Genomic DNA, 12,070 nt, shown 5'->3' on the forward strand with positions numbered 1-12,070 from the left:
CCGTACCAGGTCCAGCTCCTTGGGACCGGTGGGGCGCCACAGGGTCGTCGTAGGCGGCTGGTCGGGCTGCATGGGCACCATCAAATCACCTGAACCGTTAGGTTGTTGACCGCCGAAGTGGTTGCTGATTGAACCACCTACTCTTCAGGGAGACGTCCATGACCGGTGACGCCCTCAGCCAGGATCCCGCCGAGCTGCAGAGGAGGATCGACAGCAGCAAGGCGCACCCGGCCCGGGTCTACGACGTCTTCCTCGGCGGCAAGGACCACTACCCGGCCGACCGGGACGCGGCCGCCGCCGCGCTCGCCGCCAACCCGCGCGGGTACCTCGACGTACGGCACAACCGCGACTTCCTGCGCCGCGCGGTGACCACACTGGTCGAGCAGGACGGCATCCGGCAGTTCCTCGACATCGGCACGGGACTGCCGACCGCCGAGAACGTGCACCAGATCGCGCAGCGCATCACGCCCGACTCGCGGGTCGTGTACGTCGACAACGACCCGGTCGTGCTCGCGCACGCGCGGGCCCTGCTGACGAGCGGGCCCGAGGGGCGTACGGACTACATCGACGCCGACCTGCGGGATCCGGCCCGCATCCTCGACTAGGCCGCCAAGACCCTGGACTTCGACCAGCCGGTCGCCCTCTGCCTGGTCGCCATCCTGCACTTCGTCGCGGACGAGGAGGCGTATCCGCTGGTGGGCGAGCTGCTCGACGCGCTGCCCGTCGGCAGCCGGCTGGTGCTCAGTCACCTCACCGAGGACCTCAACCCCGAGAACATCCGGGCGGTCCAGCGGACGTACACCGAGCGGGGGTTCACCTTCGTGCTGCGGTCCCGGGCGGAGGTGGAGCGGTTCTTCACGGAGAACGCCCTGGAGATCGCCGACCCGGGGGTCGTGCCCGCGCACCGCTGGCGGCCCGACAACGCGGCTCCCGTCCCCGAGCAGCCGGAGGAGTCGTACCTCGCCGGTCTCGACGACATCGAGAAGGTCCGCTACCGCGACATCAACGACGTCACGGACGCGGACATCAACGTGTATGCGGGGTTGGCCGCCAAGGGCTGAGCCGTGCCGTGTCCGGATCGCGGAAATGTGTTTGTAGGCGGCAAGTACTTCTCTAGGCTGCGGCGCACCAGCCGTCACCGCAGTCGAAGGAGCCGTGTCATGACCGTCACCGAACCCGAGCCCGAGACCGAGACCGCGCCTGCCCACTCTCCCGTGCCGCCGCTCGCCGCGCGGGCGCGATCGGTCGGCGGTTCTCCCGTGCGGGACATCCTCGCCGTCACCGCCCGCCCCGAGGTGATCAACTTCGCGGGCGGGCTGCCGGCGCCGGAGCTGTTCGACGCGGAGGGCATCGCGGCCACGTACCGGGCCGTCCTCGCCGAGGAACCCGCGCGGGCGCTGCAGTACTCCACGACCGAGGGCGAGCCCGTGCTGCGGGCCGCGCTCGCCGACCGCACCACGGCACGCGGACTGCCGACCGGTCCCGACGACCTGCTCGTCACCACCGGCTCCCAGCAGGCCCTCTCGCTCCTTGCCACCGCGCTGCTCGAACCCGGCGACACCGTCCTCGTCGAGAACCCCTGCTATCTGGCGGCCCTTCAGGCGTTCGGCTTCGCCGGAGCGCGGGTCGTGGCCGTGCCCGGCGACGAGCACGGTGTCGATCCCGAGGCGCTGGAGGAGCTCGTGGTGCGCGAGCGGCCCAAGCTGCTCTACACCGTGCCCACCTTCCAGAACCCCACCGGCCGCACGCTGCCCGCCGAGCGGCGCGCCGCCGTGGCCGCCGTCGCCGCCCGGCGCGGGCTGTGGATCGTCGAGGACGACCCCTACGGGGAGCTGCGCTACGAGGGCGAACGCGTGCCGTGGATCGCCTCCCACCCGGGCGCCGAGGACCGTACGGTCCTGCTCGGCAGCTTCTCCAAGGTCATGGCGCCCGGTCTGCGGCTGGGCTGGCTGCGCGCGCCCGGCGAGCTGCGGCGCGCCTGTGCCGTCGCCAAGCAGGCCGCCGACCTGCACACGCCGACCGTCAACCAGCTCGCCGCGGCCCGGTACCTCGCCGACCACGACCTGGACGCCCACGTCACGCGCGTCGCCGGCGTGTACCGCGAACGCCGGGACGCCATGCTCGCTGGGCTGCCCGGTGCGCTGCCCGAGGGGTCGGTCTGGACCCGGCCCGAGGGCGGCATGTTCCTCTGGGCGCGCCTGCCCGAGCCGTACGACACGACGGCCCTGCTGCCGCAGGTCGTGCGCTACGACGTGGCGTACGTCCCGGGCGCCCCCTTCTACGCCGGCACGCCCGACCGCAGGACCCTGCGACTGTGCTTCGTGACGCAGACGCCGGAGGAGATCGAGGAAGGGCTGCGGAGGCTCGGGAAAGGACTGCGGGTCGGCACGCCGGGGGACTAGGACCAACGGCGGGGGTGCGGTTCCGGCTGTGGACTGCGGGCGGCCGGGACGGATCTGGTTACGGTGACGTCATGCTCGACTCCCTACAGTTCGACCTCGACGCGTATCTCCGGCGGATCGGATGGGAGGGGGAGCGGCGGGCCGACGCGGCCACCCTGCGCGGTGTGCATCTGGCGCACCTGCGGGCCCTCCCGTTCGAGAACCTCGACGCACTGCGCCGCAGGGCTCCCTCCCTCGATCCGGCCGACCTCATGGCCAAGCTGGTCCACAGCCGGCGCGGCGGCTACTGCTACGAGCACAACACGCTGTTCGCCCGAGCGCTGGAGGCGCTGGGTTTCCGGGTGACCCTGCTGGCCGCGCGGGTCGCCTTGGGCGCCGACAACATCGCGAGCCGGCCGCGCACGCACATGGCGCTGCTCGCCGAGGTCCCCGGCGAACCACGGCCGTACCTCGCGGACGTCGGCTTCGGGGCGATCGGTTCGCTGCTGGAGCCGGTGCCGCTGTTGGCGGACGTCGAGTTCGCCGGGGCCGGACGGCGGCACCGCCTGGTGCACGTGCCGCACGACGGTCCGCTGGAGATGTGGCTGCTCCAGGCCCACGCCCCGGGCAAGGACGACTGGATCGGGCAGTACGCCTTCACCCTGGAGCCCTTCGAGAAGCCCGACTTCGACGTCATCAACTGGCACGTCGCGACCAACCCGCGCTCGCCGTTCACCCAGCGCCCCTACCTCCAGCACCTCAGTTCCACGCGGCATCTCCTGCTCGACGGCCGGCTCCTCAGGGAGACCCACCCCGACGGGACCGTCACCGAGCGGGAGGTGACCGGTGAGGCGGAGGCGCGACAGCTCCTGGACGAGGAGTTCGGCATCACCGCGCCGCAGGAGATGACGCTGCTGACCGGCTGACGGGCCGCGTCAGTCCCACCAGAAGTGCCAGACCGGCTGGTCGAGGACCTGGTGCTCGGCGTAGGCCCGCACCGTCGGGTCTGTGCCCTGCCAGACGTTGTCCGGGCAGAACGCGAAGTGCTCGGCGGCGACGGCCTCCGCGTCGGCCAGGGTGACGGGCGGGGCGGCGACCGACACCAGCAGGTGATCGAAGCCGAGCGCCACGACCCGTATGCCGAAGCGGTCCTCCCAGGAGCGCAGCACCGCGCTGAGCCGGGCCGTGTCGCCCTCGTGGTTCGCCGGGCCCGTCCAGCCGATCGCCGTCGGGATGTCCGCGCTGCGGCGGGCCGGGACGAGGGCGAGGCGGGGATCCTTCAGCGGGCCTCCGCCGTCGAGCAGCGAGTCCGCGACGCCGGCGGCGACGACGTCAGGGTCCTGCTGGAGCGGGGGCGGGCCGGCCGGCCCGGGCCATGCGTCGCCCTCCGGGGCGTACTCCTCCCAGTACTCCGCGAGCACCTCCTCGGCGTCGTGGTCCCCGGGATACGACACCCCGCCGGGCATCAACTCCCAGCGGTCCGGCCCGCCGTGCCCGTCGCCCACATCGAGCAGGACCGGCAGCAGCCCCGTACGACGGGCCGGCTCCAGTGCTGCCCAGCCACCCGGCAGGGCCCGCTCGTCCGCGCGCCACAGCAACGGCTCGTGCCAGGGGCCCTCGTCGGTGGTGTCGACGAGCGCGCCGGCGGGGAGTTGGAGCCCGAGCGCACGACCGCGCGGGTCGGCCGCGAGTGCGGGCAGCGGGTTGGGAAGAGTCGCCATGGTGGTGACTGTAGAGCCGACCACTGACAGTGGCATGAGCGGACCACTGACACAGGCATGGGCCGAGCAGGTCAGCGGACAGGATCCGACCTACATGCTCCCTACGGTCGTCCCATGACCACTTCCCCGGAGAAGACGGACCTGTCGCAGGCGCTCGCGGAGCAGCGGGAGTTGCTGCTGATCACCGTGCGCGGACTCACCGACGCGCAGGCCGCACAGCGTACGACCGTCAGTGAGCTGACCCTGGGCGGGATCGTGAAGCACCTCGCCCAGGGCGAGGAGGCATGGACGCGGATCATGGTCGAGGGAGACGGTGAACTGCCCGACGGCATGCTGGACATGGGGCAGTACCGGATGGCCGAGGGCGACACGCTCGCCGGGCTGCTGGAGCGGTACGCGGCGGCCGCCCGGGCCACCGACGAGGCCCTGGCCGGGCTGCCGGACCTGGGACGGAACGTGCTTCTGCCGACGACTGCGTGGTCGCCGCCCGAGCCCGAGTACTGGTCGGCGCGCCGGATCCTGCTGCACCTGATCAGGGAGACGGCCCAGCACGCCGGGCACGCGGACATCGTCCGGGAGGCACTCGACGGCGCCGGCACCACGGCCCGGCGCTGACCCGGCGGCCGGTCAGACGCGGGCGTCGAAGCACTCGCGGCTGCCTCCCGTCACCGGGCGGAAGCAGGCCCGGACGGTCGTGCCGGGCCTGGCTTCGGTCATGGGCGTGTAGACGTAGGACAGTGCGGCGACGTCGTCCGTGATCTCGGCGGAGTGCGGGCGGCCTCCGTCGGGCCTGTTCAGCTCCAGCCGGTCGCCGATCCGCGTGCCCCACATCCGGGCCCAGCCGGCCTCGCACTTCTCGCTGTAGCGCAGTTCCAGGTGGGCTCCGGTGGACGTGCGGTGCGAGGCGAGCGTGAGCGGAGCCACGCCGCAACTCATGTGCACCGGACTCCTGCCCTCGCAGGTGGCCCCACGGCAGCGGGGTGCCGGCGCGGAAGGGGACTGCAGGGGCGGCGGGGACGGCCGGGGGTCGCCGGACTGGCCCGCGAGGAGGACCAGGGCCACGGACAGGCCGCCGGCCGCTGTCGCGCACACCGACGCGAGGATCGCCAAGACCGCGCCCCGGCCGCCGGCGGCAGGTCCGACGTCCGGCTCCGGGCGCGCGGGCGGGTCCGTATGCGCCGTCGGCACCGCCCGGCCGCTCCACTGCGACTCCGCAAGCTCCCACAGCGCGAGACACCGGCCCTCCGGTTCGCCCGCCAGGCGGCACAGCTCCTGTACCGCCTGGCGCGGCGGGAGCGTCTTGCCGTTGAGGTAGCGCTCCCAGGACGACTTGCTGAAGGTGGTCTTCGCCGCGAGAGCCGCCAGGCTCAGGCCCGTACCCGCCTTCAACTCCCTCAGTACGGAGGCGAGCCGCGAGCGTTCGGGCGGCAGCGCACCGGGCGAGGGCCGCGTCATTCCCGCAGGGCCTTCCAGGTGTGCGGGCCGATGATCCCGTCCACGACCAGGTTCGCCCGCTTCTGAAGGGCCCTGACGGCGCGTTCCGTGTTCGGGCCGAAGATGCCGTCCACGGCGCCCGGTGAGAGGCCCGCCTCGCGCAGCAGGCACTGTGCCTCGGCCACCTCCGGTCCGGCGTGGCCGTTCGCCAGGACGGCCTTCTGGGTGCGGCTGTTGCCCGCGTACCAGCGGCCGTCGATCCGCTCCGACCGGCAGGTGTACCGGGGTCCCTGCGACTCCTTGGGCGACCCCGGTGCCGTCGTGGCGGAGGCGGTGAGGCCGGCCGCGGCCGCTTTGCCCTCGCCGTCCGTGAGCCGTACGGCCAGCAGGACCGCGGCGGAGACGGCCAGCACCAGCGCCACCGATCCGGCTGTGAGCGTGATGCGCAGTGCCCGGCCGTGGGGCCGGGGTGTATCGGGCCTGACCGGTGTTCTCTGCTGCTCCGCCGCCTCGCCCCACGCCTCCGCGGCGACCTCGTGCAGTGCCAGGAGCCGGGTCGGGTCGTCACCGCCGAGCCGGGCCATCGCCTCGACGGCCTGACTGGGCGGCAGCGACCTGCCGGCCAGGTAGCGCTCCCAGGACGACGTGCTGTACCCCGTCTTGGCCGCGAGCTGGCGCAGGCTCAGTCCGCTGTGGTCCTTCACCCGGCGTAATCGCACCACCAACTGCCGTACGCGCGGGTCCAGTTCTTCGGGCAGCCCTTTCCAACGCGACATGTTCCCCCCACTCGCGTTCGTGGACCGTGGTCAGCGGTCCCCGTTACCGCCGCATTCTGCACCAGCATCCACGCGGTGCCCCATACATCGGTTCCTTTCTCCCGGCCGCCCCCTACTGTTTTGGCCACACCCCACCGCGACCGTCCCGCCGCGTCGTCCCGGCGTACGGCATCGCCGCAGGTCAGCGCGTGGGACGTCCCGCGCGTACGTCACTTCGGAGGCGACTGTGGCGGACCCGGGTCCCCGGGCCGCAGTCTCGTTGCCGAGCCGGCCGGTGCGGTCGGCCCGCCCACGAAGGGGGAAACAGCATGCGTATGACCAGGAAGCTCGCCGTCATGACCGGGGGCCTCGCGCTGACCGGTGGTCTGCTGGCCGGCGGCGCGGGTACGGCCGGTGCGGCCGAGGTCGGGCCGCAGGCCGCGTCGGACTGTCCGTCGGGCTGGTTCTGCGTCTGGGCCGGACAGAACTACACCGGCCGCATGCAGAAGGTCGCGGGGACCAACAAGGACCTGACCAAGTTCGCTGTCTTCCAGAACTTCCGGTCCTGGTACAACCACGGCGCTTCCTGCGACTTCCAGTGGTTCTCCGAGAAGAACCACCGCGGGAGCGACGGCATCATCCCGAGGGGAAACAAGGCGACCGACAGCAAGGGCCACTACATAAAGTCCAACAAGTGGGTCAACTGCAAGTGACCTGCGCCCCGTAACAACCGAGGGCGGCACCCTACGGGGGGTGCCGCCCTCGGCCTGTTTCACGGCAGGGCCGGGCTCAGAGCCGCTCGGGCGTCCGGATGCCCAGCAGGGCCATGCCCTGGTGGAGCGTGCGGGCCGTGACGTCGCAGAGGAACAGGCGGTTCTCGATCTGCTCGGGCGACTCGGCCTTCAGCACCGGGCACTTGTCGTAGAACGTCGTGTACAGCGACGCCAGCTGGTACAGGTACGCCGTCATCTTGTGCGGGGCGTACTCCTTCGCCGCCTCCGCCACCGTCGCCCCGAACGAGTCCACGTGCATGCCCAGCGCGCGCTCCGCCTCGTGCAGCTCCAGCTCGGGGTGCGCGGCCGGGCGGGACTCGCCGGCCTTGCGCAGGATCGACTGGATACGGGCGTAGGCGTACTGGAGGTAGACGGACGTGTCGCCGTTCAGCGAGACCATCTGGTCCAGGTCGAACTTGTAGTCCCGGTTCGCCGACGTCGACAGGTCCGCGTACTTCACAGCGCCGATGCCCACCTGGGTGCCCCGCTCGGCGATCTCCTCCTCGGAGAGGTCCTGCGCCTTCTCCCGGACCACCGCCGAGGCACGGTCGATCGCCTCGTCGAGCAGGTCGACCAGGCGGACCGTCTCGCCCTCACGGGTCTTGAACGGCTTGCCGTCCTTGCCGAGGACCGTGCCGAAGGCGAGCTGCACCGCGTGCACGTCCTCGTTCAGCCAGCCCGCCCGGCGGGCCGTCTCGAAGACCATCTTGAAGTGCAGCGACTGGCGGGCGTCCACCACGTACAGCAGCGTGTTCGCCTTGATGTTGAAGACGCGGTCGCGGATCGCCGAGAGGTCGGTCGCCGCGTAGCCGTAGCCGCCGTCCGACTTCTTGACGATCAGCGGGACCGGATTGCCGTCCGGGCCCTTGACGTCGTCGAAGAAGACACAGAGGGCGCCCTCGGAGCGGACCGCGACGCCGGACTCCTCCAGCAGGCGGCAGGTCTCGTCGAGCATGTCGTTGTAGCCCGACTCGCCGACGATGTCCGCGTCCCGGATCTCCATGTCCAGCTTCTCGAAGACGGAGAAGAAGTAGATCTTCGACTCGTCCACGAACTTCTGCCACATGGCGAGTGTGTGCGGGTCGCCCGCCTGGAGGTCCACCACCCGGCGCCGGGCCCGCGTCTTGAACTCCTCGTCGGAGTCGAAGTGCCCCCGCGCGGCCTTGTAGAGACGGTCCAGGTTCGACATCGCCTGCTCGCCGGAGGCCTGGAGGTCCCCGCCGTCCCTGTGGTCCAGCTCGTGCGGGTGCTCCTCCAGGTACTGGATGAGCATGCCGAACTGGGTGCCCCAGTCGCCGATGTGGTGACGCCGGACCACGCTCTCGCCGGTGAACTCCAGCAACTGCACCACCGAGTCGCCGATCACCGCGGAGCGCAGGTGACCGACGTGCATCTCCTTCGCCACGTTCGGCTGGGCGTAGTCGATGACCGTGGTGCCCGGGTGCTCGGCGCGCGGCACGCCGAGGCGGCCGGTGTCGTCCGCGTAGCGCGCGGCGAGGTTCTCCGTGATCGCCCGGTCCGTGATCGTGATGTTCAAAAAGCCGGGGCCGGAGACCTCGACATCCTTGATCACGTCACCCGACTCGACCCGCGAGACGACCTGCGCCGCCAGCTCCCGCGGATTCGCCTTCTCCTTCTTCGCGAGGGCCAGGATCCCGTTGGCCTGGAAGTCGGCCCGGTCGCTTCGTCGCAGCAGCGGGTCCGCGGAACCGGCCTGCGGCAGGGCTGCCGACAGGGCCGCCGCGAGGCGCTGGTGGACGGAGTCGCTGAGGGACGTGACCGAGGCCATAGGAAAGGGTGCCGTTCTCCTCGAGGGAATGGATAGACACGGCCAGTATCCCATGGGGGTAAAGGCGTTTTTCCGGGCGCACGCAGGTCTGGGACAATGGTGCGGTCAGCCGTGCGACCGTACCGGCTGCCCGATGCAGAAAGAAGGACGTGCCGATCGTGGCTCAGAGCACCGAGACCACCGACTGGGTCTCCCGTTTCGCGGATGAGGTCATCGAGGAGTCGGAGCGTCGGGCCCCGGGCAAACCCGTCGTCGTCGCGTCCGGCCTCTCGCCGTCCGGCCCCATCCACCTCGGGAACCTGCGCGAGGTCATGACCCCGCATCTCGTCGCCGACGAGATCCGCCGCCGGGGACACCAGGTGCGGCACCTGATCTCCTGGGACGACTACGACCGGTACCGGAAGGTGCCCCAGGGCATCGCCGGCGTCGACGAGTCGTGGGCCGAGCACATCGGCAAGCCGCTGACGTCCGTCCCGGCGCCCAAGGGCTCCTCGCACCCCAACTGGGCCGAGCACTTCAAGGCCGCGATGATCGAGTCGCTGGCCGAGCTGGGCGTGGAGTTCGACGGGATCAGCCAGACCGCCCAGTACACCTCCGGCGTGTACCGCGAGCAGATCCTGCACGCCATGAGGCACCGCGGCGACATCGACGCGATCCTCGACCAGTACCGGACGAAGAAGGCCCCCGCCAAGAAGCAGCAGTCGCAGAAGCCCCTCGACGAGGCCGAGCTGGAGGCCGCCGAGGGCTCCGGCGCGGCCGGCGAGGACGACGGCAGCTCCGGCTCCGCCGGGTACTTCCCGTACAAGCCGTACTGCGGCAACTGCGAGAAGGACCTCACGACCGTCACGTCCTACGACGACGACTCCACCGAGCTGACGTACGCCTGCACCGCGTGCGGCTTCTCCGAGACGGTCCGGCTGAGCGAGTTCAACCGCGGCAAGCTGGTCTGGAAGGTCGACTGGCCGATGCGGTGGGCGTACGAGGGTGTCGTGTTCGAGCCGAGCGGTGTCGACCACTCGTCCCCCGGGTCGTCGTTCCAGGTCGGCGGGCAGATCGTCGGGATCTTCGGCGGGAAGCAGCCGATCGGGCCGATGTACGCGTTCGTCGGAATCTCCGGCATGGCCAAGATGTCCTCCTCGCGGGGCGGCGTGCCCACGCCCGCCGACGCCCTGAAGATCATGGAGCCGCAGCTCCTGCGCTGGCTCTACGCCCGGCGCAGGCCCAACCAGTCCTTCAAGGTCGCCTTCGACCAGGAGATCCAGCGGCTGTACGACGAGTGGGACCGGCTGGACGCCAAGGTCGCCGACGGCAGCGCCCTGCCCGCCGACGCCGCCGCGCACTCGCGCGCGGTGCGCACGGCCGCCGGTGAGCTGCCGCGCACGGCCCGGCCGCTGCCGTACCGGACGCTGGCGTCCGTCGCGGACATCACCGCCGGGCACGAGGACCAGGCACTGCGGATCCTGAGCGAGCTGGACCCGGAGCAGCCGCTGACCTCGCTCGACGAGGTCCGGCCGCGGTACGACAAGGCCGAGGCCTGGATCAACACGCATGTGCCCGCCGAACAGCGGACGATCGTGCGGGACGAGCCCGACACCGAGCTGCTGAAGTCGCTCGACGACCAGGGGCGGGAGTCGCTGCGGCTGCTGCTCGACGGACTGGCCGACCACTGGTCGCTGGACGGGCTGACGCACCTCGTCTACGGCGTGCCGAAGGTGCAGGCCGGGTTCTCGGCCGACGCCACGCCGAAGGAACTGCCGCCGGAGATCAAGACCGCCCAGCGGTCCTTCTTCGCCCTGCTGTACCACCTGCTGGTCGGGCGGGACACGGGGCCGCGGCTGCCGACGCTGTTGCTGGCGGTGGGGCAGGAGCGCGTGCGGGCCCTGCTCGGGGAGTAGTCGCCGGTGTGAAGGGAGGGGCTCTGCGCGCAGGGCCCCTCCCTTCATGCTTCATGCGATGTGCTCTTCTTCCAGTTCCTTGTAGTGGCGGCTGCTGAAGCGGTCGACCATGCGCTTGGCTTCCGTGGTGTCGATGCGGATGCCGTATTCCGCTTCCAGGTTGTCGACGAGCTGGTTCGGGGTGGGGTAGCTGCCGTTGATCGACTGCTTGAAGACCTGGTAGTAGGACTCCTCGTCCGGCTCCGGTGAGGGCGGGGTGCCGCCGCCCTCGCCGAGTTCGCGGGTGCGGTTGGGGCCTACCGGGATGGGGAAGCCGCCGGTGTCTTCCGGCGTGGGTTCCTCGCGAGGCTGGTCGAGGTACTGCTCGGCATGCTGTTGCTCGGCGATCCACTGGGCGTACTGCTCGGGGTCGTAGGCCGGGTCGTAGCCGCCCTGGTACTCGACCTCACGCGGGGCGTTGAACCAGGGGCTCTGGTCCGGCTCCGGGATGTCGTCCGCTCGCTCGGCGTTGTGGTTGCTCTCGAGTTGTGGGCGCTGCTCGCCGGGAGGTGCCGCTTTCTGCGGGCCGGGTGCCGCCCCGGTGGTACGACTGCCCGCAGCCGGATCGGTCTGCGGCGGCGGGGGTATCAAGGCCGGTTCTATGCCCGCCGCCGCCAGCCCCGCCGGGGCCGTTTCCGCCAGGGGGACGCCGTAGCGCGCCAGCCGTAGCGGCATCAGGGACTCCACCGGGGCCTTCCTGCGCCACGCCCGTCCGAAGCGGGAGCGCAGCCGGGCCCGGTAGACGAGACGTTCCTGCTCCAGCTTGATGACCTGGTCGTAGGAGCGGAGCTCCCAGAGCTTCATGCGGCGCCAGAGGAGGAACGTCGGGACGGGGGAGAGCAGCCAGCGGGTGAGGCGGACGCCCTCCATGTGCTTGTCGGCCGTGATGTCGGCGATCCGGCCGATCGCGTGGCGGGCCGCCTCGACCGCGACCACGAACAGGATCGGGATCACCGCGTGCATGCCGACACCGAGCGGATCCGGCCAGGCAGCAGCGCCGTTGAAGGCGATCGTCGCCGCCGTCAGGAGCCACGCCGTCTGGCGCAACAGCGGGAAGGGGATCCTGATCCAGGTGAGGAGCAGGTCCAGGGCCAGCAGGACGCAGATGCCCGCGTCGATGCCGATCGGGAAGACGTAGGAGAAGTTCCCGAAGCCCTTCTTGAGGGCCAATTCGCGGACGGCCGCGTACGAACCGGCGAAGCCGATGCCGGCGATGATCACGGCACCGGCCACGACCACACCGATGAGAACGCGGTGCATCCGAGTCAGCTGAAGTGGCGCGG

Annotated in this window: 10 protein-coding genes and 1 pseudogene; 6 read left to right on the forward strand and 5 right to left on the reverse strand. The window is 71.0% G+C overall.

The features are described 5' to 3' along the window. The first annotated feature begins 158 nt into the window (after positions 1–158). The 3 genes and pseudogenes from PV963_RS26290 (at position 159) to PV963_RS26300 (ending at position 3,307) form a co-directional block, all read left to right on the forward strand. A pseudogene (locus PV963_RS26290) lies at positions 159–1,061 on the forward strand (SAM-dependent methyltransferase). A gap of 99 nt (positions 1,062–1,160) precedes the next feature. Continuing rightward, positions 1,161–2,402 (forward strand): PLP-dependent aminotransferase family protein, encoded by a 1,242-nt coding sequence (locus PV963_RS26295; protein ID WP_274818186.1) that lies wholly within the window; start codon positions 1,161–1,163, stop codon positions 2,400–2,402. A gap of 71 nt (positions 2,403–2,473) precedes the next feature. Further along, positions 2,474–3,307 (forward strand): arylamine N-acetyltransferase family protein, encoded by an 834-nt coding sequence (locus tag PV963_RS26300; protein ID WP_274818187.1) that lies wholly within the window; start codon positions 2,474–2,476, stop codon positions 3,305–3,307. A 9-nt stretch (positions 3,308–3,316) separates the two neighbouring features. On the opposite strand, the gene PV963_RS26305 is transcribed toward PV963_RS26300, so the two are convergent. Further along, positions 3,317–4,102, reverse strand: a complete 786-nt coding sequence (locus PV963_RS26305) for a DUF4253 domain-containing protein (RefSeq protein WP_274818188.1) — start codon at positions 4,100–4,102, stop codon at positions 3,317–3,319. A 114-nt stretch (positions 4,103–4,216) separates the two neighbouring features. Between PV963_RS26305 and PV963_RS26310 the strand changes: the two genes are divergently transcribed. Continuing rightward, positions 4,217–4,717: a DinB family protein gene (locus tag PV963_RS26310; protein ID WP_274818189.1), complete on the forward strand. Its 501-nt coding sequence runs from the start codon at positions 4,217–4,219 to the stop codon at positions 4,715–4,717. A gap of 12 nt (positions 4,718–4,729) precedes the next feature. On the opposite strand, the gene PV963_RS26315 is transcribed toward PV963_RS26310, so the two are convergent. Next, positions 4,730–5,557 (reverse strand): helix-turn-helix domain-containing protein, encoded by an 828-nt coding sequence (locus PV963_RS26315; protein ID WP_274818190.1) that lies wholly within the window; start codon positions 5,555–5,557, stop codon positions 4,730–4,732. Next, positions 5,554–6,312: a peptidoglycan-binding protein gene (locus tag PV963_RS26320; RefSeq protein WP_274818191.1), complete on the reverse strand. Its 759-nt coding sequence runs from the start codon at positions 6,310–6,312 to the stop codon at positions 5,554–5,556. Before PV963_RS26320 ends, PV963_RS26315 begins: the two co-directional genes overlap by 4 nt. A gap of 308 nt (positions 6,313–6,620) precedes the next feature. Here PV963_RS26320 and PV963_RS26325 point away from each other — a divergent pair, with 308 nt between their 5' ends. Continuing rightward, complete coding sequence (locus tag PV963_RS26325) at positions 6,621–7,004, forward strand: peptidase inhibitor family I36 protein (protein WP_274818192.1); 384 nt, start codon at positions 6,621–6,623, stop codon at positions 7,002–7,004. Between the two features lie 76 nt (positions 7,005–7,080). Here the strand turns inward: PV963_RS26325 and argS are convergent, their stop codons facing one another. Further along, on the reverse strand, positions 7,081–8,853 hold the full coding sequence (gene argS, locus PV963_RS26330; protein ID WP_274818193.1) for an arginine--tRNA ligase: 1,773 nt from the start codon (positions 8,851–8,853) through the stop codon (positions 7,081–7,083). A 149-nt stretch (positions 8,854–9,002) separates the two neighbouring features. Between argS and lysS the strand changes: the two genes are divergently transcribed. Beyond that, complete coding sequence (gene lysS / locus PV963_RS26335; protein WP_274818194.1) at positions 9,003–10,748, forward strand: lysine--tRNA ligase; 1,746 nt, start codon at positions 9,003–9,005, stop codon at positions 10,746–10,748. Positions 10,749–10,799: 51 nt separating this feature from the next. Here lysS and PV963_RS26340 read toward each other — a convergent pair whose 3' ends face one another. After that, positions 10,800–12,047, reverse strand: a complete 1,248-nt coding sequence (locus PV963_RS26340) for a DUF2637 domain-containing protein (protein ID WP_274818195.1) — start codon at positions 12,045–12,047, stop codon at positions 10,800–10,802. Positions 12,048–12,070 lie beyond the last annotated feature (23 nt).

This window comes from Streptomyces coeruleorubidus (assembly GCF_028885415.1).
Lineage (GTDB): Bacteria > Actinomycetota > Actinomycetes > Streptomycetales > Streptomycetaceae > Streptomyces > Streptomyces coeruleorubidus_A.